General features: G+C 68.4%; 21 protein-coding genes. 4 read left to right on the forward strand and 17 right to left on the reverse strand.

The genetic code is table 11. The annotated features are described in order from the left end of the window. Window positions 1-46 precede the first annotated feature (46 nt). The 3 genes from KY572_RS31090 to KY572_RS31100 all read left to right on the forward strand — a co-directional run bounded on the left by KY572_RS31090 (window position 47) and on the right by KY572_RS31100 (window position 2492). Window positions 47-799, forward strand: coding sequence for a fatty acid desaturase (locus KY572_RS31090; RefSeq protein ID WP_224247214.1), 753 nt, complete (start codon window positions 47-49; stop codon window positions 797-799). Window positions 800-865: 66 nt separating this feature from the next. Further along, the gene (gene msrP / locus KY572_RS31095) at window positions 866-1864 is read left to right on the forward strand and encodes a protein-methionine-sulfoxide reductase catalytic subunit MsrP (protein WP_224247215.1); all 999 of its coding nucleotides are present in this window, start codon (window positions 866-868) and stop codon (window positions 1862-1864) included. 7 nt (window positions 1865-1871) lie between these two features. Then, complete coding sequence (locus KY572_RS31100) at window positions 1872-2492, forward strand: protein-methionine-sulfoxide reductase heme-binding subunit MsrQ (protein ID WP_224247217.1); 621 nt, start codon at window positions 1872-1874, stop codon at window positions 2490-2492. A gap of 115 nt (window positions 2493-2607) precedes the next feature. Here the strand turns inward: KY572_RS31100 and KY572_RS31105 are convergent, their stop codons facing one another. The 6 genes from KY572_RS31105 to KY572_RS31130 all read right to left on the reverse strand — a co-directional run bounded on the left by KY572_RS31105 (window position 2608) and on the right by KY572_RS31130 (window position 11647). Then, window positions 2608-3084: a response regulator gene (locus KY572_RS31105; RefSeq protein ID WP_263452154.1), complete on the reverse strand. Its 477-nt coding sequence runs from the start codon at window positions 3082-3084 to the stop codon at window positions 2608-2610. A 175-nt stretch (window positions 3085-3259) separates the two neighbouring features. Then, on the reverse strand, window positions 3260-4504 hold the full coding sequence (locus tag KY572_RS31110; RefSeq protein ID WP_224247221.1) for a hypothetical protein: 1245 nt from the start codon (window positions 4502-4504) through the stop codon (window positions 3260-3262). Beyond that, window positions 4501-7002, reverse strand: a complete 2502-nt coding sequence (locus KY572_RS31115; protein WP_224247223.1) for a TonB-dependent receptor domain-containing protein — start codon at window positions 7000-7002, stop codon at window positions 4501-4503. The genes KY572_RS31110 and KY572_RS31115 overlap by 4 nt, the downstream gene beginning before the upstream one ends. A gap of 14 nt (window positions 7003-7016) precedes the next feature. Continuing rightward, on the reverse strand, window positions 7017-8660 hold the full coding sequence (locus KY572_RS31120) for a serine/threonine protein kinase (RefSeq protein ID WP_224247225.1): 1644 nt from the start codon (window positions 8658-8660) through the stop codon (window positions 7017-7019). Window positions 8661-8723: 63 nt separating this feature from the next. Further along, window positions 8724-9968: a DUF1501 domain-containing protein gene (locus tag KY572_RS31125; protein WP_224247227.1), complete on the reverse strand. Its 1245-nt coding sequence runs from the start codon at window positions 9966-9968 to the stop codon at window positions 8724-8726. Between the two features lie 8 nt (window positions 9969-9976). Beyond that, entirely contained in the window at window positions 9977-11647 is a 1671-nt protein-coding gene (locus KY572_RS31130; protein ID WP_224247229.1) for a DUF1800 domain-containing protein, read from the reverse strand. A gap of 56 nt (window positions 11648-11703) precedes the next feature. Here KY572_RS31130 and KY572_RS31135 point away from each other — a divergent pair, with 56 nt between their 5' ends. Beyond that, entirely contained in the window at window positions 11704-12567 is an 864-nt protein-coding gene (locus KY572_RS31135) for a cobalamin-binding protein (protein WP_224247231.1), read from the forward strand. A 15-nt stretch (window positions 12568-12582) separates the two neighbouring features. Here the strand turns inward: KY572_RS31135 and KY572_RS31140 are convergent, their stop codons facing one another. The 11 genes from KY572_RS31140 to tssC form a co-directional block, all read right to left on the reverse strand. After that, window positions 12583-13440, reverse strand: a complete 858-nt coding sequence (locus tag KY572_RS31140; RefSeq protein WP_224247232.1) for a DUF4123 domain-containing protein — start codon at window positions 13438-13440, stop codon at window positions 12583-12585. 49 nt (window positions 13441-13489) lie between these two features. Next, window positions 13490-13939 carry a hypothetical protein gene (locus KY572_RS31145; protein ID WP_224247234.1) on the reverse strand — a complete coding sequence of 150 codons (450 nt, stop codon included), beginning with the start codon at window positions 13937-13939 and terminating at the stop codon, window positions 13490-13492. Next, window positions 13936-14763 (reverse strand): PAAR domain-containing protein, encoded by an 828-nt coding sequence (locus KY572_RS31150; RefSeq protein WP_317987925.1) that lies wholly within the window; start codon window positions 14761-14763, stop codon window positions 13936-13938. Before KY572_RS31150 ends, KY572_RS31145 begins: the two co-directional genes overlap by 4 nt. Window positions 14764-14771: 8 nt before the next feature. Next, on the reverse strand, window positions 14772-16925 hold the full coding sequence (locus KY572_RS31155) for a type VI secretion system Vgr family protein (protein ID WP_224247236.1): 2154 nt from the start codon (window positions 16923-16925) through the stop codon (window positions 14772-14774). A 52-nt stretch (window positions 16926-16977) separates the two neighbouring features. After that, window positions 16978-17697 carry an NAD(P)-dependent oxidoreductase gene (locus tag KY572_RS31160; RefSeq protein WP_224247238.1) on the reverse strand — a complete coding sequence of 240 codons (720 nt, stop codon included), beginning with the start codon at window positions 17695-17697 and terminating at the stop codon, window positions 16978-16980. A 21-nt stretch (window positions 17698-17718) separates the two neighbouring features. Further along, on the reverse strand, window positions 17719-18744 hold the full coding sequence (locus tag KY572_RS31165) for a hypothetical protein (RefSeq protein ID WP_224247239.1): 1026 nt from the start codon (window positions 18742-18744) through the stop codon (window positions 17719-17721). A gap of 2 nt (window positions 18745-18746) precedes the next feature. Continuing rightward, entirely contained in the window at window positions 18747-19790 is a 1044-nt protein-coding gene (tssG, locus tag KY572_RS31170; protein ID WP_224247241.1) for a type VI secretion system baseplate subunit TssG, read from the reverse strand. Continuing rightward, window positions 19754-21496, reverse strand: a complete 1743-nt coding sequence (tssF, locus tag KY572_RS31175) for a type VI secretion system baseplate subunit TssF (protein ID WP_224247243.1) — start codon at window positions 21494-21496, stop codon at window positions 19754-19756. The genes tssG and tssF overlap by 37 nt, the downstream gene beginning before the upstream one ends. A 22-nt stretch (window positions 21497-21518) precedes the next feature. Next, window positions 21519-21914 (reverse strand): type VI secretion system baseplate subunit TssE, encoded by a 396-nt coding sequence (gene tssE / locus KY572_RS31180; protein ID WP_224247245.1) that lies wholly within the window; start codon window positions 21912-21914, stop codon window positions 21519-21521. 62 nt (window positions 21915-21976) lie between these two features. Continuing rightward, complete coding sequence (gene tssD, locus KY572_RS31185) at window positions 21977-22468, reverse strand: type VI secretion system tube protein TssD (RefSeq protein ID WP_224247247.1); 492 nt, start codon at window positions 22466-22468, stop codon at window positions 21977-21979. A gap of 130 nt (window positions 22469-22598) precedes the next feature. Further along, a complete protein-coding gene (tssC, locus tag KY572_RS31190) occupies window positions 22599-24086 on the reverse strand; it encodes a type VI secretion system contractile sheath large subunit (RefSeq protein WP_224247249.1) in 1488 nt (495 codons plus the stop codon). Between the last annotated feature and the right edge of the window lie 6 nt (window positions 24087-24092).

Consider the following 24092-nt stretch of genomic DNA (forward strand, 5'->3'; position numbering starts at 1 on the left):
CGCTTTTCCATGCGCGCCGGGCGGCTCGGGGCCACAACCCAGACGGATGAGCACCCGCGCCCACCATGGCCCCTGGGGAGTCCCCCTCGCGCTGATCCTCATCGGCGCGTGGTTGGGGCACCTTGCCTGGATGCTGACGGCGGACGGCCTCTCCTGGCGCTCGCCCGTCTCCTGGCTCCACGTGGCCCTGCAAGGCTACCTGTGCACCGGCCTCTTCATCACCGGCCATGACGCCATGCATGGCACGGTGAGCCGCCGCTGGTGGCTGAACGCGGCGGTGGGGACGCTCGCCTGCTTCCTCTTCGCGGGGCTGTCCTACCGCCGGCTGGTGGTCAACCACCGCGCCCACCACGCCGACCCCACGGGCGAGCGCGATCCGGACTTCTCCACGCGCTCCCAGGCCTTCTGGCCGTGGCTGGCCACCTTCATGTTCCGCTACACCACCTTGACGCAGCTCGTCGTGATGGCGGTGCAGTTCAACGTGCTCAAGTGGCTGGGAGTGGCCGAGTGGCGCCTGTGGGCCTTCTGGGTGGTGCCCGCGGTGCTCGGCACGCTGCAGCTCTTCTACTTCGGCACCTACCTGCCCCACCGCCGGCCGGACACCCCCGAGATGGCGCCCCACCACGCGCGCACCCTGCCGCGCAACCACCTGTGGGGCATGCTCTCCTGCTACTTCTTCGGCTACCACTGGGAGCACCACGAATCGCCCTCGACCCCATGGTGGGCGCTATGGCGGATGAAGGATGCTCGGGCCCGTGCCTCGGCCCTGGCTGGTCAGGGAGAGGCCACCACCCGGTAGGGGAGGGGCCGCTCGTCTCCACCCGGGGTGTAACTGAACGCGGGTTGACGCGTAGATAGAGGAGTCATGTCCGACAAGAAGGCGCCCGAGCCCCCCAGCTCCGAGATCACCCCCGAGAAGCAGTACCTGCGCCGCCGCGAGCTCATCAAGAACGCGGGCCTCTTCGCGGGCACGGCCGCGGTCGTCGGGGGCGGGCTGTACCTGCTGGGCATGAAGCGCACCCGGCCCATGGACAAGTTCGTTCCGGACGCGGGCGAGCTGGCCGCGCTCCCCGTCTCGGGCGGCAAGGGCTCCGGGCCCTACGACACCGACGAGTCCCGCACGCCCTACGAGGACGTCACCACCTACAACAACTTCTACGAGTTCGGGCTCGACAAGAACGATCCGGCCCGCCACTCGCACACCCTCAGGACGCGGCCGTGGACCGTCACCATCGACGGCGAGGCGCACAAGCCGCAGACGGTGGACATCGATCAGATCACCTCCTGGTTCCCCCTGGAGGAGCGCGTCTACCGGATGCGCTGCGTCGAGGCCTGGTCCATGGTCATCCCCTGGCTCGGCTTCCCGCTGGGCGAGCTCATCAAGCGCGTGGAGCCCACCAGCCGCGCGAAGTACGTGGCCTTCACCACGCTGATGGATCCGGAGCAGATGCCGGGCCTGAAGCGCCCCGTGCTGGACTGGCCCTATGTGGAAGGCCTGCGCCTGGACGAGGCCCTGCACCCGCTGACGCTCATGGCGGTGGGGCTCTACGGCAAGACGCTTCCCAACCAGAACGGCGCGCCGCTGCGGCTGGTGGTGCCCTGGAAGTACGGCTTCAAGGGCATCAAGTCGATCGTGAAGATCACCCTCACCGAGCAGCAGCCGCCCACCACGTGGAACCTGGCCAAGCCCGAGGAGTACGGCTTCTACGCCAACGTGAACCCCCAGGTGGACCACCCGCGCTGGAGCCAGGCCTCGGAGCGCCGGGTGGGGGAGTTCCGCCGCCGCCCCACGCTGCCCTTCAACGGCTACGCCGAACAGGTGGCCTCTCTCTATGCCGGCATGGATCTCCGCACGAACTACTGAGCTTCCCATGGCCTCCCCGCCGCTACCCTGGCTCAAGCCTGCCGTCCTCGTGGGAGGACTCGCCCCGCTGGCGCTCCTGGCACTCCAGGGCGCGCAGGGGACGTTGGGGCCCAACGTCATCGAGGCCGTGCTCAACCAGACCGGGCTGATGGCGCTCATCTTCCTGCTGGGCTCGCTGGCGTGCACGCCGCTCAAGCTGCTCTTCGGTTGGACGTGGCCCGTGCGCATCCGCAAGCTGGTGGGCCTGATGGCCTTCGCGTACGCGGTGCTGCACTTCCTCACCTACGCGGTGGCGGATCAGGGGCTCAAGCTCGGCCCCATCCTCGAGGACATCACGAAGCGGAAGTTCATCGCGGTGGGCTTCATCGCCCTGGTGCTGCTGGTGCCCCTGGCCGTCACCTCCACCAACGCCGCGGTGCGGCGCATGGGCTTCCCGGCCTGGCAGCGCCTGCACCGGCTCGTCTACGTGGCGGCGTCGCTGGGGGTGATCCACTTCGTCTGGCGGGTGAAGAAGGACGTCACCGAGCCCTTCATCTACGGCGCGGTGCTCGCGCTGCTGCTCGGCATCCGCGTGGTGGAGGCCGTGCGCAAGCGCCGCCGGGCCCGCCCCGCCCCGCGTCCCGCCTGAGCCAAGGCGAGGCACAGGCTGGAAATGCGAAGGGCCGGGCGTCCGCGCCTGCCTCCCGTCCTGCGGGGAGGGGCTGCGGCCTCGCTCGGCCCTGGGAACCGGAACGGATCCGGGTTCAGCTGTTGCGCGGCAGGATCGTATCCACCAGCGTCATCAGCTGCGCGCAGCTCACCGGCTTGCGCACGAAGGCGTTGATGCCCGCCTTCTGGCCCTGCGTGCGGACCTCGGCGACGTTCGGATCGCCCGTCATCATCAGGATGGGGGTGCGGGCCACGCGCGGGTTCTTGTTGGCGCGGACCTCCATGGCGAACTCCGCGCCATTCATGCCCTCCATCCGGAAGTCCGTGAGGACCAGATCCACCGCGCCCTGCTCGAGCACCTTCAGGGCTTCCTCCCCCGACTCGGCTTCGACGTACTCGAAGTTCCGAGCCATCAGATAGATCTTCAGCAGCGTCCGGATGGAGCGGCTGTCATCGACGAGAAGGACGCGCTGGGGCGTCCCGGTAGCGGCCTTCAGCACGGGACGAACCGACTCCACGGCGGGACGAGGAATGGAAATGGTTGCAACGGAGGAGAGCGTTCCGGCCTTCATAGGATCCTTCCCTCGTTCAGGTAACTCCCCCTGAACTGCACAACTGGAATAATGCAGGAAAGCCCGTCTGATGTCAAAACGAAGTGAAGGCCGCGAAACCGGGAAATCTTGAACAGGTGTGAGGGGAGGTAGGGCCACAGGGGCCCTACGAGGCAGCCCCTGTAATGACGGGAGCTTAGGGGACCTGAAGCACCTGGCCCTGACCTGCCACGGGGGGTAGCCCCAGGGCCTCGGCCAGGCCCGGGGACAGCTCGTTGGGCACGCGCCACACCTGTCCCGTGGACTGGATGACGATCACCGCGTAGCGCCCGGAAGGCATCTTCTGGAGCTGCGCGGGGGCGCTGGGGTTGCGCGCATCGAGCGCGATCGGGCGCACGGCCACGGTCAGCTCGTTCAGTGGGAGCACGGCGTCCATGCGCGGGCGGTTCTCGGCGTCATAGAGCCCCGGCGGGAGCGCGTCGTGGACGATGCCCGCGCTCAGCACCACGAGATCCGGCTGGCCGTCCGGCTGGCCGGTGAGGAACTGCGCGTAGTCCTCGCCCTCGGTGTCGAGCTCCCCGTTGTTGTCCACATCGTTCTCGTCGGTGAGGCCGGAGCCGCCATCGGCCAGCTTGCGCACCACGATGCGGGGCCAGAGGTCCGGCACCCCGTCTCGATTGGCATCATCCGGCGTGTTGTCCCCGTCCTCGTTCATGAAGCGCACGAGGAAGGCGGGCCTGCCCAGGTTCACTGCACCCTCGCGGATGGCGCGGGAGCGGAGCTTGAACACCTTGGTGCCGCCATTGGGCTCGATCGTCGAGGGGGCATTCACCAGCTCGAAGACGGGGCGGTCCACCGGCACGGTCGCCGAAGTGGCGAAGCTCACCGTGGCGCCCAGCACGGGGATGGGCGTGCCATCCTCGGCCGTGGTCACCTCGATGATGCGCGGCTTGAGGGTGGCGAGATCCAGCGCGGCTCCGCCCACGTCGCCCACGTTGGGCTCGCCGGTGACGGTGTACCAGGGGATGAAGTCCGGGCCGTGGCAGGGCGACGCGCCGTCATGGCACGTGTCCGTGTCGATGAAGCCCCGGAGCAGGTACTGGCCTGGGTGCACCAGGGGGAAGATGAAGGGCGCGGTGAACGGCCCCGCCGAGTGCGTGTCCTTCTCCGAGCCGAAGAGCTCCTCTCGGGGGATGACTTCGAAGGCGATGGGGCGCCCGGTGCCCTGCGGCGGTGGTGGGCGGTCGGCCTCGTAGAGGAACACCACGGCATTGCCGCGAGCGGGGCCCTGGACGACGACGCTGCCCTCGATGCGGGCAGCCAAGGTCTGCTGCTGCCGATCGCTGGTGGGCTTCACGGGCGGAGGCTCGCAGCCCAGCGTCAGGAGGGTGGAGAGGGTCAGGCCCGCGAGGACCAGCCCCTGGGGGCGAGAGAAGCTCATGGGGTCACCGTCAGGGTCGCGTAGACGCGGCGCTCGATGCGGTTGCCGAAGGGGTGCTGGGCGTGGGTGGCGCCCAGGTTCGAGCCCACCACCGCCACCGTCAGCTTGTCCTTCACCACCTCGTAGCCCACGCGGGCGTTGAGGACGGTGTAGGCGGGCAGGGGGTTGGAGAACAGCTCGATGGTCGTGGGGTCCGAGGCCGCGGGCTCACGCTCGATCCACTGGGTGCTCGAGGTGTAGGTCGCGTTGATGCCGAACTCCAGGTCCGAGCGCGTGCGGTAGGTAAGGCCACCGAAGAGCTTGATCTGCGGGGCCTGGCTGCACGGTCCACACTCGTCATCCGCCTCGTCGTCCGAGGCCACCTTCTGGAAGGCGCTGCTGAGCTTGATGCCCAGGCCGTCCACCGGGGCCAGGGAGACGCCCAGCTCCACGCCGCGCGAGGTATAGGTGGAGGACTCGTTCTGGAAGAAGGAGCGGCCCACCACGTAGCTGCCGGAGTCCGGATCGAACGAGTCGTTGGCCGGCAGGCGCTGCACCGGGGACAGGCCGATGAGGTTCTTCACCGTGTTCTGGTAGACGGCGACGTCCCAGTCCATGCCCAGCCGGGGGGCCTCGCCGCGGTAGCCCAGCTCGTAGGCCACCATGCTCTCGGGCTTGAGCATCCGGTTGCCCTCGGTGAGCGCGCTGGCGCCCGGCACGCCGGGAGCCGGGACGAGCAGGCTCGTGTAGCTCTCGAGGAAGGTCGGCACGCGGAAGGCGGACGCGGCGCTGACGCGGAAGGCCTGCCCCTCGAAGGGAAGGTAGATGGCGGACACGCGAGGCGAGTGCGCCAGGCCCGGCTTGCCCTCGTTCAGCAGCGGGTGGCGGTCCGCGCGGTAGGAGGCCAGCAGCCGCAGGGGCTCGACGGGGCGCCACTCGTCCTGCACGAAGGCCGCCGCGTGGAACTCCTCCTTCACCCCGCCGACGTAGCTCCACCCCACGCGCTTGAGGCGGCCCTCCGCTCCCACGTTGAGCAGGTGCTCCCCGCCCAGCTCGAACATCTTGCTGAAGAGCGCCTCGCCGTTGAAGACGTTGGAGGTGACGCGGGTGACCAGCGAGCGCTGGCCGATGGGCTCGAACTGGGGCCCCGCGTTCACGTTCACGTGGTTCCAGAAGGCCTTGAGCTTCACGGGCCCGAGGCTGGCGTCCGACTTGGCGTAGGCGGTGACGCCATCCATGAAGAAGTTGCGCAGCGTCCCCAGCGGGTAGAGCTCCGTGGAGAAGCGGTGCACGCCGGTGGACAGGCCCAGCTCCATGCCCGGCGAGAAGGTGTACTCGGTGGCCAGGTTGCCGCGAGCCCCGCGGTAGCCGATGTCCGCCATGGGCGCGCGCAGCACCATGTCCGGCCGGTCCTCGGCGAAGTCCTGGCTCCACTTGTCCATCTGCCCGTAGCCCACGGACAGCCGGTAGCGCAGCGCGCTGGCGGCCCCGTAGCTGACGAAGGAGCCGTTGACCGTCTTCCCGCCGCCCACCTGGGCGTGGATCTGCCGCTGCCCGGTGCCCGGCGCGCGGGTGATGATGTTGACGACGCCCAGCATCGCGTTGGCGCCGTACAGGGCGCTGCCCGGCCCGCGGATGACCTCGATGCGCTCGATCTCCTCCAGGACGATGGGGAAGCTGGACCACAGCGTCATGCCCAGGAAGTCCTGGTACTCGCTGCGGCCGTCCACCAGCACCAGCACCTTGTTGGCGATGCGCTGGTTGAAGCCGCGCAGCGACAGGTTGGCGCTGCCCACGCCCAGCGTCATCACGTCCGCGCCCGGCACGCGGCGCAGCAGCTCCACCAGGCTGGTGGCGCCCGAGAGGCGGATGTCCTCCGAGGTGATGACCGTGGTGGCGTTGGGCGCCTCCAGGGAGGACTGGGCGCGGCGGCTGGCCGTGACCACGCGCTCCTCGTACGGCACCGCGCTCGCATCCTCTGGCGCGGTGGTGCCGGCCGTCTGCGAGCCGGTCGCGGCTCCGGCGACGGGGACTCCCGGAGAGAGGGGCCCGGGCGTGGCGGAGGTCGCGGGCATGGCCTCCGCGCGGGCGATGGCCTTCTCCAGCCGCTCGACGAGCGCGGCCAGGGCCTGCGCGTCCGGCGCGGGGGCCTTGGGCGGCGCGGCGACGCTGGGCTCGGCGGTCTGGGCCGGCTCGGTCGACTTCACCGTCGCCTCCAGGCGCGCGATGGTGGCGCGCACCGCCTCCTTGTCGGGTGGGTTGGCGGCCAGGTAGCGGCGGTACCAGTCCAGCGCCTCGGCGGAGCGGCCCGCATCCAGGTACGCGCGCGCGATGTTGTAGAGGACGTTGGGGTGCGGCTTGATGGCGTAGGCCTCTTGCAGCTCCGCGATGCCCTGGTCGAACTGACCCTGGGAGATGAGGCTCATGCCATTACGGAAGTGGCGGCGCGCCTCGAGGCGCTCGTCGGCCAGGGCTGTCCCCGCGTAAAGGCATAGCGCGAGGACGCCCGCTCGCTTCAAGACTCCGGGCGTTTTCACTGGTAGGGATCGTCCTTGTAACCGCTCGAGTTCTGCGGCCGCTGCGGCCGCGAGCTCGGCTTCTTCTTCAGCTTCTGCGTGAAGCGGATCTCCGGGCCGTCACCCTCGGGGGTCGCGGTGACGCTCGAGTAGCCGCTGAGATCGAAGGTCAGCCTGGCGCTCGCCCGGCCCGAGGCGTCCGCGGGGACCTTCAGCTCCACGGGAGTGGGGCCCAGGGACTTGCCCGCGTACGTCACGCGCGCGCCGCTCGGCTCGCTGGTGATGACGAAGCGCACGAGCTGCGGCGCGGCCTCGGCCTCCTGGGGGGGCGGCTCCTCGGCGGAGGGACTCGCCGGCAGGGGCGGCAGATCCTCGGGGGTGAGCGCCTCGGCGACCTCGGAGCTCGGAGGGGGCTGCTGCGCGGGGGGCGCCGACGGGATGGCCACGGGCTGCGCGGGGGGCGGCAGCACCGGCTGAGGCGTGGGCGAGCGCAGGGCGAACACGAGCGCCACGGTGACGCCCACCAGCACCGCTCCGCCGAACAGGGCAATGGGCAGCGAGTTGCGACGCTTGCCGGCCTCCGGCTCCTCCACGGAGATGTCGAGCGACATGGTGGCGGCGCCCGAGGGAGAGATGGCCTGGTGGGGCGGCGCGATGGGCCCGGTGTGGGGCCCGGTGAGGGGCCCGCTGCCGGGGCTGGTGCCGAAGCTGTGGGGGCCGGAGTGCACGCCGCTGATGCCGGCGGAGGTGAGGGCGCGGCGGATGCTGTCGATCACCGCGTCCATGGAGTCGAAGCGCTCCGCGGGGCGCTTGGCCAGGCACTTCATCACCAGCGCCTCCACCTCGGGGGGGATGGCGTGGTTGGGCCACACGGCGCCGAAGGCGGGCGGCGGCTCGTTCATGTGCTTGACGATGATGTCGATGCCCTGCTCGGCATGGAAGGGCGGGCGCCCCACCAGCATCTGGTAGAGCACCACGCCCAGCGAGTACACGTCGCTGCGCGGGTCGGAGATGTTGCGCGCCTGCTCGGGGGCCATGTACTGCGGCGAGCCGAGGATGACGCCTGCCTGGGTCAGCGACACGTCGGCGGGGAACTGGCCGCTGTCGGGCATGAAGGACTTCACCAGCCCGAAGTCCAGCACCTTCACCACGTCGTGATCCGTCTCCTGGTTGAGGATCATCACGTTGGCGGGCTTCAGGTCCCGGTGGATGAGGCCGATCTTGTGGGCCTCGCGCAGCGAGCGGGCGATCTGCTGGGCGATGCTGAGCACGCGCGGCCAGGGCAGCGGGCCGTTCTGCGTGAGGAGCTGGGAGAGCGTCTGCCCCTCCAGGTACTCCATGGCGATGTAGTAGATGCCGTCGTCCGTCTTGCCGTAGTCGATGACGGTGACGGTGTTGGGGTGGCGCAGCTTGGCGGTGACGCTGGCCTCGAGGAAGAAGCGCCGCTGGAAGCCCGGGTCCTTGTCCTGGCCGTACTGAGGGTTGAGGACCTTGAGGGCGACGAGACGGTCCAGGGGCGACTGGACGGCCTTGTACACGCGGCCCATCCCGCCCGAACCAAGCGCCTCGAGGATCTTGAAGCGCTCGTTGAGGACCCTGCCCAACAGGGGGTCCACCCCCGTGGGTGGCACGCCCCCTGCCGAGGCGTCGCTTTCGATCATGTGCTTCCTCGCCGCCCCAGGCGGCATCATTGCCAATCCTGGGGGTATGGTAGCACCGGACCTTCAGCCGCCCAAGAGACCGAGGAGGGAGGGACGCGCGCCAAGCCCTGGAAAGATGGGCTCCAGCGTGGTCAGGCCGCAGTGCGTCACCAGGGCCTCTGCGAGGACGGCCCGGATGTCCGTGAGGGAGGGCACGTCTCTCCCATCCAACAGGTAGGGTTCTTCCAGACCCCTCCAGGGGCCGTGCACGCGTCCGCCGCGCACCTTTCCGCCCAGCAGGAGCACCACGCCGCCGGTGCCGTGATCCGTGCCGCGGTTGCCGTTCTCACGGGCGGTGCGGCCGAACTCGGTGAGGACGACGACGAGGATGTCCTCGAGCCGAGGGCCCAGGTCCGTGGCGAAGGCGGCCAGGCTCTCGCCGAGCTCCTTCGCGCGCTGGGCGAAGGGGCCGCGCTCGCGGCCCTGGAGGATGTGGGTGTCCCAGCCGCCGGACTCGGTGGCAGCGAGCTGGAGGCCCACGTCCGCGTGGATGAGGCGGGCCAGGTCCTGCAGGCGGCGGCCCAGGGGGGAGCGGGGGTAGGTGGCGCCGTGGTTTGGAGGCTGCTCGGACAGGCGCCTGTCGGCCACGAGGGAGAGGGCGGAGGTGGTCTCCACGCCGGTGGTGCGCAGGGCCTCGTCCACGGCGGCGGCGTAGAGCGAGTCGAAGCTGACGGCGCCGGCGCGGCCGGGCGAGCGGAGGCGGAAGCGCTCCAGGGACTCCAGGGCGAGGGCGGGGGCGTCTCCGGCCAGGGCGCGCGGGAGGGTGGGCTGCAGGGCCACGGCGCGGAAGGCGCTGGGGGAGGGGCCTTGGGGCAGGGCGGCCACGGCGCGGTTGAGGTAGCCGTCGCGGGTGGACTTCACGCCTGGGGTGCCGGACTCGACGAAGTCCTGGGCATCGAAGTGGCTGCGCACGGGCTGGGGCAGCCCCACGGCGTGGACGGCGGCGAGAGCGCCATCGCGCCACCAGGGCAGCAGGGGAGCGAGGCCCGGGTGGAGGCCGAAGGTGTCATCCAGTCGGAGCGCCGCGTCCTCACCGGAGCCGGGGGCGCCGAGCGCGAGGTTGGGGCGCAGGCGGAAGTAGCTCGGATCGCCCACGGGTGGAACGAGGGACAGGCCATCCGCTCCGCCGCGCAGGAAGAGGGTGATGAGGACCTTGCGGCGGCCGGTGGGGAGCGCCTCGGCGGCGCGGGCGAGGAAGGGGGGGAGGGTGGTCAGTCCCAGCAGGGAGAGGCCGGCGGACTTCAGCAGGGAGCGGCGGGAGAGGGGCATCGCGAGCCTCACTGCTTCTGGAACTCGGGGGAGCCGAGGAGGAGACCGACCGCGCGGCGGACATCCACGGGGCGCACCTCGCCGTCGGGCATGCGCCCCTCGTCGCCCGGATCCAGCGCGGCCAGGAGCGTGGTGCGCGTCTGGGGAGAGAGGGGCTCATAGAGGAGGCGGAGCGCGAGCGAGTCCACCAGCGCGCCCGCATCCGAGGCCTTCGCGCCGGGTGCGAGCCCCATCACCTCCACGGCGGTGCCGCGCACCCGGTTGGCGGAGAGGGCGAGGGCGAAGTTCAGGCGGGTCACCAGGGCGCCCGCGTTGACCCAGGGCGTGGCGTGCTCGGGGTAGCCGGTGGGGGCGGGGGCCCGGTAGAGCGGCTCGCCCATGCGCTCCACGGCGCGGGCCAGCGGGAGACCACCGTCGGTGGTTCCGCCCAATGCGCGGATGCTGGAGGCCACCAGCTCCAGCGGTGTCTTCGTCTTGGCGCTCCAGGCCGCATCGGCCCAGAACTCCGGAGCGGTGAAGAGGGCGGAGTACACGGCGCGCAGCTCTCCATCGGTCTCGAGGAACACCCGGGCGAGCCGGTCCACCAGCGCGGCGGGAGGTTCGTCCGCGACGAACTTGCGGGCCAGCTTGGTGGCGATGAAGCGCGCGGTGGAAGGGTGGCGGGCGAGCATGTCGAGCACCTGCTCTCCCTCCTGCTGTCCACCTCCAGCGGGGAGCGGGTGCCCCAGCACGAGCTTCGCGCCCGTGTCGTGCGCGTCCGCGCGGAAGACGAAGGCGGGGGCAGCGCGAGGCTTGTTGAGGGACCAGCCGGTGAAGACGCGGGCCACGTCGCGCACGTCCTCCTGGGTGTAGCCACCGTCCACTCCGAGCGTGTGCAGCTCCAGCAGCTCGCGCGCGTAGTTCTCGTTGAGGCCGCGCGCGTTCTTTCGGAGGGCGGGAGGAATGCCCCGGCGTCGGCCGGGCTCGAAGCCGTCACGGACGCTCGTCCAGTTGTCCAGGTAGAAGAGCATGGCCGGGTGGCGCGCCGTGGCTCCGAGCAGCTCGCGGAAGCGCCCGAAGACATGGGGGCGGATGGCGTCCCGCTCATAGGAGGTGACCATCCATCGCACGGGCCCCTTCTCCGCCGAGACGTTGAAGTGGTTGAACCAGAAGTCGACGAGCACCTCTTCGAGCTGGCGTCGGCTCTCCACGGCTCGGATGAGCTTCTGGGCCATGAGGTCCAGGGCCACGCGGCGGGGCAGGGCATCCGCGCCGAGCATGGCGGTCAGCTCTCGGCGGTCCTCCGGAGTGTCCAGGGGCACGCCCAGCTCGCGGGCCTGCTGGCGGAGCGGTGGGTAGCGGGTCATCAGATCTTCGGTGCTGAGGCGGAGCGTGGACAGCGGCTCCAGGCGCGCGGCCACGGCGTCATCGGGGATGGACTCGGGGTGGAGCTGCTGGCTGAGCCACCGAGCGACGCCGACCCGTCGTACCTCCTCCCAATCCCGGGGCGAGGGGCCATAGGCGAGGCGTCGCAAGGCATGCAGGGCGCGCCTGTCCTCGCTCCAGCCGGTATCGGGGAGGGTCAGGACGGGAACGGTGGGAGCGGAGGACGCCGAGGCGGGCTTGGAGGTCGAGGCACACCCCACGGCGAGGAGGGCCACCAGGCACCACAGCGCTGTCCGACGAGCGTTCACATCCATCACGAGCACCAACCCCGAGAGGGGCAAAAGGTTTCATGCCCGATAGAGTCCGCGCAATGAATGCCCGACTCGCCAGCCTGCTCTCCACCGCGCCGCGCCATCCCCAGCGCATCGTCTGCATGACGGAGGAGACGACGGAGACGCTGTACCGCATCGGAGCGGGAGACCTGGTGGTGGGGGTGTCGGGCTTCACGGTGCGTCCGCCGGAGGCGCGCAAGAAGCCGCGGGTGAGCTCGTTCCTGGACGCCAACTTCGAGCGCATCCTGGAGCTGAAGCCGGACCTGGTGCTGGGGTTCTCGGACCTGCAGGCGGACCTGGGGCGGGAGCTGTGCAAGCGCGGCGTGCCCGTGTACCTGTTCAACCAGCGCTCGATCGCGGAGATCCTTCAGACCGTTCGCGTGGTGGGAGCCCTGGTGGGCAGGGCCGAGGCGGCGGAGAGGCTAGCGGACGAGCTGACGGCGAACCTGGAGCGGCACGCGGAGGCTGCGGAGAAGCTGCCACGCCGCCCGCGAATCTTCTTCGAGGAGTGGCACGAGCCGCTCATCTCCGGCATCCGCTGGTGCTCCGAGCTGGTGGAGCTGGTCGGCGGCGAGGACGTCTGCCGCGAGTCGCGGGAGCACCCCGAGGCGAAGGGACGCATCTACACACCCGAGAGCGTGGCGCAGCGGGACCCCGAGGCCGTCATCGCGAGCTGGTGTGGCCGGAAGGCGAAGCGGGAGAAGATCGTCACGCGTCCGGGCTGGGCGACGGTGCGAGCGGTGGTGGACGATCAGCTCTACGAGGTGAAGAGCAGCTTCATCCTCCAGCCGGGCCCGGCGGCGCTCACGGACGGTGTGGACCAGCTCGCGCGCATCGTGGCGGCGGTGGCACGCGGCGAGAAGCTGCCTCCTCCACGGACGGGAGATCTCCGGGCGGCTTGAGCCGCCGCCGAGGGACTACCCTCCATGGACCGTGGTGAGCGAGGGCTTCTCCTCGACGAGCGTCTCATAGGTGAAGGAGGTGACAGGGCCGAAGAAGTCAGCCTTCTGCTGGGCCGCGCAGGTAGGGAGGAACTGGGCGAGGACGCGCGGGTCGTAGAACCGGAAGTAGAAGCGCCCGTCCGAGCCTTCGAGCTCCACCATCAGGAACTTTCGAAGATGCCTGCGGAGCTCATTGAACGCTGCGTCGCTCGTGAGAAAGACGCCCCAGGCCTTCCCCCAGCCTTCCTGTACCAGCGAGCTCAGGAGCAGGGACCCCTTCGGTAGCTGCACCAGGTAGGGAGCGACCTCCGCGAGGGCCACGCCCTGGGGACCCTCATAGAGGGAGCGATGCTCCTCCACGGACTCCCGCAGAAGGGTGAGGATCCGATCGCTGCGAGCGGCATCCAGAACGGCGTACAGGTTGCCTTGGCTGCTCAGGACACTCAGTGCCTCGCTGGCGCCCTCAGGGAGAGCGGCGGGCCCGGCTTCCTCCACGGACATTTCAGGAGGCGTGTAGCGCTCGAAATGGGCCACGAAATCCGTTCCCCCTGCTCGAATCCAGCCCCCATGAGGGACGACACCTTCCTTGATGGGTCTGCCGTCCAGGAGCGTCCCGGTCGTGGTCCGCAGATCGCGAATCCGACACCTGGTGCTATCCCAGGTCAGCTCGAAGTGCTCTCCCGCCAGCTGGGAATCATGCGGCAGTGCCAGTCCTGCGGCCTCGCTCCTTCCCACGCGGAGGGTCTGGCCCGGCTCGAGGACGGCCTGCCGAAAGGCCGAGGAACCCCAGCGCACCCGAAGGATGACGCGCCGCCCGATGCTTGCATCACTCATGACTGGTTCCTGTATGACAAATCAACCGAAGGGAGAGTGCACGGAATGGCTATGAAGGCGATTGAAACTGAAGCGACTCGACGATTTCCTCGCAGAGTGCCGCCTCCCGCTCCCGATCGGCCCATGCACAGGTGTATGTCACGAGGGCAAAGTTCTTCCCATCAGACACGCACCACACCCGGATGAGGTCTTCCCCCTCATGGAAGCTCATGCCTGCTCCCATGAGAGAGTTCTTGGTGAAACGGGTCTCATCCAGTGCATCGCCCAGGCCGCGTTCCTCTCCGAAACGGAGCACCATGGCACGCAGGTCACTCTCCGAGGGATGAGGTACCACGCCCCCCTGGAATAGGCCTGTAGAGAGTTGCAATGCACCGACTCCCTCCTGCGGATCGGCGACGGTGTAGGGCTTGTCATCGCCCTCGAGTTCATCGGTGATATCAGCCCAGTCCTGAGGGACCTTCAGCTGAACAGGGCCGAGGCGGATCTGTCGTGAAGTCATTTCAACTTTCCGGTCTTGGGATCGTAGGGCAGAATCTGTGTCTCTTCTGACCACTTCTTCTTTTGATCCGACTTGAAGGTTGTGTGGCCCGAGGGGGAATCTGGCTTGAAATCACCGTAGTTGACGCCTGGCTTCCATGTCGAGCCCTCGTAGTCGGAGGGGTGCTTGCCTCCTGTGACCTTGACGTCCTGACCTGCGACTCCGGGTTTGGTGAAGGCGAACTGCGTCTCCGGGTACTTCTGGCGCAGTTGATCGGGCAGGTGTCCGCGTCTGTCCGAGTGTAGGGTGCTTCCACGCGAGGCAGCCTTCTTGACCTGGGGGTTGGCACCGCCCTTCGGCTTCGAGGCGGTGGCGCTCGATGTGGCTGTCACGCCGGGAGCGGTCGTCGCCGCGGTCATCCCCGCCGCCGGGGCAGGAGAATCCAATGACTCCTGGGCTTGAGCTGCCTGAGCTCGCTTCTTCTTCTCGCACTCCTCGCAGAACGGAGTTCCATTCTGCGCGGCGATGACGATGGTCTGCCCCTGGGCCGAGGAACCGATGATCACCGTGGGGCAACCGGCCACCAGCACGCCTCCGTGGGACGTGGGGTCTCCGAGGCGGGCGGCAGGCTTGTTGCCGATGATGACGGTGGACTCACCCTGGGAGATGGAGTCCGACACCCCAGGCCCGACGCAGAGCAGGGAGTCCCCCACTCGAGCCGCGGGCATGAACCCGATGATGACGGTGGACTCGCCCGAGGTCGTCGGCCCTCCCACGTGGGGAACGGGGCCGGGCTCGACCTTGGGGCAGACATGCATGTCGGTGATTCGTGCGGCGGGAGGCATGGCGCACCTCACTTCTTGCCATCATCGGCGAGGGTGGGCTTCGTGGGCTGGGCCTCCACGGCGTCCTCGGGCGCGGTGGGGTTGGCCCCGCTCCCGGAGAGCGCGGAGCCGCCGCTGTTGATGTTCACCAGGGTGCCCTTGATGGCGATGCCTCCACCGTCGATGGTGATGAAGCCGCCAGGTCCCTTGAGGGTGATGCCGCTGGCGGCCTCGATGACCACCTTCTTCGTCTTCAGGTGGATCTCCTTGCCGGCCTCCATGGCATGGATGGCCCCGACCTTGACCTGGAGGTCCACCCCCACGGTGAGCGACTGCGTCTGGTCCACCTGCTCGTTCAGCACGCCCTTCACGTGCAGGTGGCTGTTCTTGTGGATGAGCTCCTTCTTGTTGGACTTGATGACGATGTCCTGGTTGCCGGGCCCATCGATGCCACCCACCAGCAGCTTCATGTCTCCGCCGATGTGGTCCTGGCTGTTGCGGTGCACCTTGAGGTTCTTGTCGCGGAAGACCATCTCGTTCTGGTCTCCCACCTTGCCCTCCTTGCCCGAGGTGCCGATCGTCTGGTGCCGATCGTGGAGGATGTTCTCGAAGGAGTCGTTCTTCACGTGGACATCCATGTTCCGCTCGGCATGGATGAAGATCTGCTCGGAGCTCTTCCGATCCTCGAACCGGAGCTCGTTGTAGCCGTTGCCGCCCTTCGAGCTGTTCGACTTGATCGTGCTCTTGGTCTTCTCGTCCGGCAGCTTGTAGGGCACCGGGTTGTCACCGTTGTACACGCGCCCGGTGATGATCGGCCGGTCCGGATCTCCCTCGATGAAGTCGACGATCACCTCCTGCCCGATTCGCGGGATGTACATCCCGCCCCACGTCTCGCCCGCCCAGAGCTGGCTCACGCGGATCCAGCACGAGCTCTTCTCGTCCTTCTTGCCCTGGCGATCCCAGTGGAACTGGACCTTCACCCGCCCGAACTCATCCGTGTAGATCTCCTCGCCCTGGGGGCCCACCACGATCGCCGTCTGCACGCCCCGCACCACCGGCTTCGGAGTGACGCGCAGCGGCCGGTATGGCACCTCCGCCGAGATGCAGGAGAAGTGGTTGGAGTAGCTGAACTCTCCGCCGCCGGACTCCTCATCCAGCACCTGGGGCTGGTAGCCCTGGTGCCCCACGCTGGTGAGCAGGTAGCGCGTGTTGAAGTCGCCACGGGTGTGCTCGGCCAGGGTGAACATGAAGCCTGGAGTGAAGCGCTCGCAGTCGCTCTCGCCGTAGCCCACCTTCCGCACCGACTGCCACTCCTCCAGCCGGACCTGGGCAATCGTGTCACCCTTGGCCGCCGAACCCCGCCCGGGCTTCTGGTACTCGCCCGGGTAGTCGTACACCTCGAGGTCCGAGTCCTTGCTGGCCTGGAACTTCCCATCCATGGGCATGGTGGGCTTCTTGAAGTTGAAGTCCCTCAGGGTCAGCTGCCCGGGCTGGATCTCCTCGGCGAAGCGGAACCGCTGGACGTGGTCCTCCGTGACGACTCCGCCCGTGACACGCCGGAACGGCACCAGCTCGCCCTTGAGCCCGGCGGGGATGGGCTTGCTCGCCGCCGCGCTGTCCCCCATGACGAGCACGTGTTTGTCCTTCGCGTGCTCGAAGTAATAGAAGAGGCCGTCCTCCTCCAGCAGCCGGCTGATGAAGGCCCAGTCCGACTCCCGGTACTGCACGCAGTAGTCGCGCGGCTCATACGAGCTGCTCAGCGCGAACCGGAAGCGGTCGCTGGGGATGCCCCCCGTCTCGAGCACCTTCTTGACGATCTCCTCCGTCGTCATGGCCTGGAAGATGCGGTTGTCGTGTCGGTGCTTGAGGCGCCACACCTGGGGGACCACGGTGACCTGGTAGATGGTATTCCGAGGCAGGTTGTTGACCTGCTCGAAGCGGCTGACGATGCCGTGGACGAAGCGTGGCTGCCGTTCGCTCATCAAGGTGAGCACCGCCGGCTTGCCCATGACACTGGCGAAGTCGATGGCCGGATCCTCGCAAGTCACCTCCAGCTGGAACTCATACTGACTCGAGATGGCCTCGTGGCCGGAGAACCGCACCACGAGCAGTTTCTCGGGACACCCGGAGATCTCGAACCGGAACAACAAGGGACTGCCGAGTACTGTGGATCGTGCGTCCATGAGAGATACCCTCGGTGGAACGGGAGAAGCGGGAACAGCGGATGGGAAGGGGTCAGCCTCCGAGCACGGGAGCCAGCCGGATGTAGCGGCGGCTCTGGAGCTGCTCGAGCATGAACATGGCGACATCGGCCCGAGGGATGCCCTCCGGCACCTCGGTCCAACCAACGGAGACCTGATAGCTCCTGCGCGCGGGCTCGTTGGTGAGCAGGGTGGGGCGGACGAGCACCCACTCCAGAGGGCTCCCGCGGATGGAGTCCAGCAGCTGCTCCCAGCCCTGGGCAGGCGGCTTCTGGAGGAACGGGGAGAGCAGTCGGCCCACGAGCCCTCGGCGCACCCAGCCCTCCTTCATCGGTGGAGGGGCCATGCAGATGAGCCGATGGACCCGGTACTTCCGCATGGCGGTCACGATGTTCGCCGTGGCCTTGACCAGGGACTCACCGCCGCGGCGGCCCGGGAATCCCAGCGCCGACAACACGGCTCTCTGCCCCAGCATCGCCTCGTCGACCGCGTCGGGACTCAGGACATCTCCCTTGATGACATGGAGCTTCGGGTGCCTGGCCGGCAGCGCGTGGAGATCGCGCACGAAGGCGGTGACGGTGTGTCCCTCTTCCAGCGCCTGCTCGACGAGGCAACGCCCCGTGCGTCCCGAAGCACCGAAGATGAGCACTGGGACCGAGGCCTCTTCCTGTGTCTGCTCCCGCGTCGGTCCATAGGCGACGGTGTTGCCGCGGCCGGTCACCGAGATGCGGAGCATGTCGTCAAGCTCGTCCATGGTGGTCCTCCTCGAGAAGCACTACGGCAGGATCTCCTCGGTCTTCGCGACGGGCTGGACTGGGAGCTCCAGGGGCTTGGCTCCCGCGAGCAGCTCCGGCTCCACCATCTGCACCCAGAGAGAAGGAGAGGTCCCCACCAGCCGGGTGTCCCTCACGGAGAGAACCCTTTGGGCCTGGGCACGGCGATACGACTGTGGGGGGATGGAGGGCTGGTTCGGATCGCGAATGAAGATCGCCACCTGCTCATTGAGCACGATGCCCTCGGGCTTGACCGACAGCGTCGAGGTGAACTCGATCTTGTGGTGCAGCCCGTTGGGCATCACGAACACCTGCTCACGGCTCAAGGGGAACCAGGCAGGCCCCATGCAGCTTCCGTTGCCTTCGCTCGTCACCGCCTCGGCGAAGAAGCGGCCCTTTCGAAGCGGCAGGACGCGGGCCATCCGGCGGCACGTGGGGGGCGCCTCATCCGTGCAGACCTCTCCCTCGGCGATCAGCACGGTGACCTCCCCCGCCTGCTCCAGGCGCAGCCGGGACTGCCGAGGGTAGGCACGCAAGCTCCCCAGGGCTCGGACGACGAACCCCTCCCGATTGCGCTCCACCAGCCCGACGGGCCCCAGCCCCTCCCCGTTCGAGAAGCGCCGGGCGACGACCCAGACGAGCCGCAGGTCGGCGCGCACCGTCTCCACCACGAGATCCTCGTCGGTGAGCCGCTCCGGGGGAGGCAGCGGTTTGGCCTCGGGACCCGGCTCGCGGCACTCCTCCGCCTGCGGCTCCTGCCACACCACCGGCACGCCGGAGCAGTCCACGCTGGGGGAGGGCGCCACCCCCTGGTCGCGATCAAAGCCATGCAGCAGCAGCGCGAACCAGTCATCGGGCCTGGGAACGATGCGCTCGGACATGACGGCCTCCGCGACGCAGAGCCGTGGCTGGGGCTTCGAGGCGCACGCGGTGAGCAGCGCGCACACGCCTGCAAGGAAGAGAAGAGAGGTGGGGCGCATGAGGTTCTTGGCTCGAGGCAGGGCGGTTCCAGTCGGATGGGACTGCATGGTCATGAAGCTCCCGGAACGGTCAGGCGGTTCTGCCGGTTCGTGCCGAGCCAGGTGTCTCGCCCGAGCCTCGATGGCCAGCCGCTGGAGAGGGTGAAGGTGTGGGTGACGCTCTCCGAGAGGAAGAGCTCGAAGGTGTACTCGAGCGGATCCCGCACGAAGAGGGAGACGATCTCGCGCGCCAGGGGGTACAGGTCCCCATCCGTCATGAGCCGCCGCCAGGCCCGCGGAGACAGAGGGCCGATCTCCACCTGGAAGCGTCCCATCCGGTCATAGGCCCTGCCGCCCAGCAGCGTGTTGCGGCCGAGCAGGTTGTGCACCACGCCGAGCCGCATGCGCGCGTCGATGTCCACCCAGCGCCCCACGAACTGCCGCACGGTGACCTTGGCCCCCTCCAGCTCCTCGGCGAGCACGTCCTGCAGCGCCATCTCCAGCTTCTCGGCGGTGCGGACCCGGCTCACCAGCAGGCAGGCGATCCGCAGCAGCCGCCAGGGAGGCAGGATTCCAGGCCAGCTGCGCTCGTAGGTGTCGAAGCCGGACAGCGCCAGGATGCGGCGGGACCACTGGTCGGTGCAGCTCGCGGTCAGCTCGCGAGTCACCCGGTACCGGGACTCGATGCGGTACAGCAGCGACAGGAGCCGGTGGTGGAACAGATCCAGGAACTCGCGCTGCACCGCCTCGTCCGGATCCTCCTGCGCCACCTCCTCGGCCATGTACAGCGGCAGCGGAGAGGCGGAGCCCGTGAGGCCGAGGAAGGTCGTCGACACCTCGAAGAGGGGACGCCGGGAGCTCGGGTCATCCGGCCGGGAGGGAACCTCTCGCAGCACCACGGCGCTGACGTCGCTGGTGGAGAACGCCAGCGAGGGATCATGCCGGAAGCGGATGCTCTCCTCCGTCACGGGGCCCATCTCGCCGACGCGAGCCGCGTCCGAGGTGAGGCGCTCGAGGAAGGCCACCAGCGGGAAGAACCCGGGCCGGTGGGGCGCGGAGCGGATGACCTCCGAGGCTTCTACAAGGTCAACTGGGAGCCGTTGCGCGGTAGCCACGAGTACTCCATCTGGGAAGGCTGGAGGCGGATGCCCAGCTCATTGAAGGAATTGAGGGTCACGTTCGAGGCGAACAGCTCGTCGAGGATGCAGCCGAAGAGGAACGCATCACCGGCGCCCAGGAAGTTCGTCTCGTCGAGCGCCACGGTGATGCGGTTGCCGCGCAGGGGACTGCCCTCGAGGAAGCGCGTCCCAGGCCTCACGTCGACGGAGCGGATGGCGTTGATGCGCAGCCGGGTGGCGCGCGCGTTCAGGTCATCCGTCAGCGCCTTGAAGTTGTAGAGCTCGAGCAGGCGGCGCAGCACGTCCACCTCCGCCAGGGTCTGCTGGTTCACGGCCAGGTGCGAGAGCAGCCGCCAGTGCAGCTCCGTGCCCAGGGGCGCGCGCGCGGGCCGGCTGACCGGAGAGATGTTCTTGAAGCGCGCGTTCGTGGGAGAGGTGATGGTGGGCAGGTGGACATCCCCCACCTGCAGTCGCGTGGGCAGCGAGCGGTGGGTGCACGTCAGCTCGATGGACAGCGTCTCCTCGGAGATGGTGGGCATCACGTCCCGAGGCGTCTCCAGCGAGAGGTAGGTGTCGATGCCGTCATCGATGGGAGAGGCTGCTCGCCGCAGGCGGTAGAAGGCGGACTCCACCCCGTCCCCGGCGGCGTGGGCGAACTCGAAGAAGGGGCGGTAGTTGCGGCGCTCGTTGAGCCCGGCCTGCAGGCCCGTCACCGAGTCCACCGAGAAGACCTCCATGTGTCGCGGCTCGACGCCCTCGGCCCGCACGAGCTGGTCGTGAGAGAGCACGCTGTGGCGCAGCGGGTGCGCGGAGGCGGAGAAGAGGTTGATGGCGGGCGCGCAGTAGAGGCGGAACATCTCCAGGCCGACGCGGGCCTCGAGCGGAGGAGGGCGCTCGAACTGGATGGCGATCTCGAACCGATCGCTGGCGATGTGTCGCGCGGCATCCAGCCCGCGGATCTCGAAGAAGAGGAACTTCTCCGGCAGCGTGAAGTACTCCTGGAGCTGCCGGTACCCCTCGGAGGCCCGGGGCCAGGGCAGGAGCCGGAAGTCGCGGTCGAACCCGAGGCCGTGGATGGCGCGGGGGCCCAGCTGCACGGACTTCCCATAGTCGTTGTTGACCTGGACGCCGCGGCAGTAGCGCAGCAGCCACAGGAGCATGAGGGCGCTGGTGGCCAGCTCGGCGTGGATGAAGAGCCGAAGGCCCTCGGGCCGGAAGATCTCCGGGTAGATCTGCTCGTGGGCCTGGAACAGCAGCCTCAGCACGGGCGAGGTGACGGACGACTTGTCGAGCAGCACCTCCTCCAGCGTCAGCGGCAGCAGCTCCACCTCCGAGGTGGTGCGAAAGACGCACGAGGTACCATCGAGCGGCCGCGCGCCGATCTCCACGCCGGCGGGAATGGTGGAGCGGCCGCGCAGGGCCCTCACCTGGGGCGTGAACTCGATGATGGTGGAGGCGGGGACGGGCCGCAGGTAGTGCGGCAGCAGCAGGTCCGTCAGCACATGGACCATCTCGGGGATGTCGTCGTCCACGCGCTCGCGGATGCGGGCGGTCAGGAAGGCGAACCCCTCGAGCAGGCGCTCGACGTCGGGATCCGCCCCGCGCTCCACCAACATGCCCGCGACGCCGGGGTTGGCCAGGCCGAACGCCCGTCCCATCTCCCGGAGGTAGGCCAGCTCGCTCAAGAAGTACTTGCTGAACATGGAATGCCCTCGACTGGTGGACTCACCACGGCTCGACCTGACTGTTCCTCCCCAGCCGCGTGAAGAAGCGGATGGGCCGACGCGAGCCGCGCTCCATCAGCTGCGCGGAGACCTCGAACTTGAGGCTGGTGGGATCCAGCTCGTCGGGGACGTGGAGGACGACGACGTTCTTCAGGCGGGGCTCGTAGTCCTGGATGGCCTGCCGCAGGGACATCTGCATCCGCTCGATGGCGGACGGGAAGGTGTGGATGATGTCGTTGAAGTCCATGATCCCAAACCCGGGAGCCGACACGGACTCCCCCTTGCGGGTGTTGAACAGCATGCGGAGGTGCTCGGTCACCGCTTCGAGGGGATCCCCTCGCCGTGAGGTGTGCACGTCGCCGCTCTTGAGACGGGAGAAGAGTCCTCGGTTCGTCATGAGAGAGACCTCCAGGGAGGCGCCCGCTGTCGGGCACGGACGCCTCCCTGAAGTGGGTGCTGCTAGCGCTGCGCGCTCCAGGAGTCCTCGTGCGTCGCGCCACCGTTGGTGTACGTCCACCCGATGGTGTGGAACACGAAGGTGAGCTCCTCGAGGGCCGGATCCTTCGAGGTCGCCGGGACGATGGTGTCCGGCACCAGCTGCTTGATGGTGTTGATGCGACCCTGCTTGAAGTTCACCGTGTAGAACTGCTCCGTGGTGCCGTCACCGTTGGGGTTGGGGCGGAAGAACTTGAAGGTCGCCTCGATGACCTGGTTCTCGCACAGCGCCTTCATGAGCAGCGGGGTGGACTTGTCGATGCGCTTGCGGATGAGCAGCGGCTGGTACTGGCGCCGGCCCGTCGCGAGGCCCGAACCCGCCTCGCGCGCGGTGATGACGCCCTGCTCGTAGTAGACGCACTCGATGGAGCCTTCGCGACCCAGGCTGACCTGGGTGCTGTCGCCCTTGATCTCCGTCCCGTTTGCCTTCAGGTAGAGGTGTACTGTCTCGGCCATTGATGCCTCGTTTGGACTGCGGGGTGTTGGGGTGAACCGAGCCTGTTTCCAGGCCCGGGGCTGAGGAGGACTTCACCAGGCGCCTCGTGCCACGAGGGCCCGTCCTCTCCCGCTCCGGATGGAGCGAGGGTCACTGCTTGTCGAGCTTGCCGACGAGCGACAGGGTGAAGGAGGCACCCATGTACTTGAAGTGGGGACGGACCTGGATGCTGCACCGGTACCAGCCGGGCTGGCCTTCCACGTCCTCGACGGACACGCGCGCGCTGCGCAGCGGCCGGCGCGAGCGGACCGCCGGCGCCGGGTCATCCATGTCCGCGACGTACTGGCTCAGCCAGTTGTTCAGCTCGCGCTCCAGATCCGCGCGCTCCTTCCAGCTGCCGATCTGCTCGCGCTGGAGCACTTTGATGTAGTGCGCCAGGCGGGTCATGATGAACATGTAGGGCAGCTGGGTGCCGAGGCGGTAGTTGGTCTCCGCGGCCTTGCCCTCGGGCGTGCCGCCGAAGATCTTCGGGCGCTGCGCCGAGTTGGCGGAGAAGAAGGCCGCGTTGTCGGCGGACTTGCGGAACACCAGGCCGATGAAGCCCTCCTCGGAGAGCTCGTACTCGCGCCGCTCGGTGAGGAGCACCTCGGTGGGGATCTTCGTCTGGATTTCCCCCATGGCCTCGTAGTTGTGCAGCGGCAGGTTCTCCACCGCGCCTCCGGACTGGGGACCGATGATGTTGGGCGCCCAGCGGAACTTCGCGAAGGACGCGGCCACGCGGGTGGCCAGCGCCGTGGAGGCGTTGCCCCACAGGTACCGGTCGTGGTGGCCGACGACGTCCTCGGTGAAGTTGAAGGCCTTCACCGGCACCGTCCCCTCGCCGTAGGGCAGGCGCAGCAGGAAGCGCGGCAGGCACAGCCCCACGTAGCGCGAGTCCTCGCTGTCACGGAAGGACTGCCATCGGGCGTACTGCGGGCCCTCGAACATCGACTTCAGGTCCTTGAGGTTGGGGAGGCTGAGGAAGCTCTTCTCGCCGAAGAACTCCGGCCCGACGTTGGTCAGGAACGGAGCGTGGGCCATGGCCGCCACCGAGGCGCACTTGGTCATCAGCGCCATGTCCTGCGGGCCGGGGCCGACGTCGAAGTCACCGCAGATCAGCCCGTAGGGCTTGCCGCCGAAGACGCCGTACTCGTTCGAGTAGACGAGCTTGTACAGCCCGGACTTCACCGTCTCCGGAGCGTCCTCGAAGTCCTTGAGCAGGTCGTCCTTGGAGACGTTGAGCATCTCCACCTTGATGTTCTCGCGGAAGTCCACCTTGTCGATGAGGAACTTCAGCCCGCGCCAGCGCGACTCCATGGACTGGAAGGTGGGGTGGTGGAGGATCTCGTTGACCTGGGCGCTCAGCCGCCGGTCGACCTCCGAGATCATCGCATCCACGAGCGCCTGGTCGATGCGCTCCTGGGAGCGGTGGGGCGCCAGCATCTCGGTGATGAAGGCCTGCACGCCGTGCCGGGCGACGTCGTAGCCCTCGTCGCGGGGCTTGAGCTTGGCCTCGGCGAGGATGGTGTCGAGCAGCGAGCCCTCGCTCTCGATGGCCGCCGCGGGGTTCTTGTCGAGGAGATTCTTGTCGGTGTTCATGGGTGT

Origin of the sequence: Hyalangium gracile, assembly GCF_020103725.1 — a bacterium.
GTDB classification, from domain to species: domain Bacteria; phylum Myxococcota; class Myxococcia; order Myxococcales; family Myxococcaceae; genus Hyalangium; species Hyalangium gracile.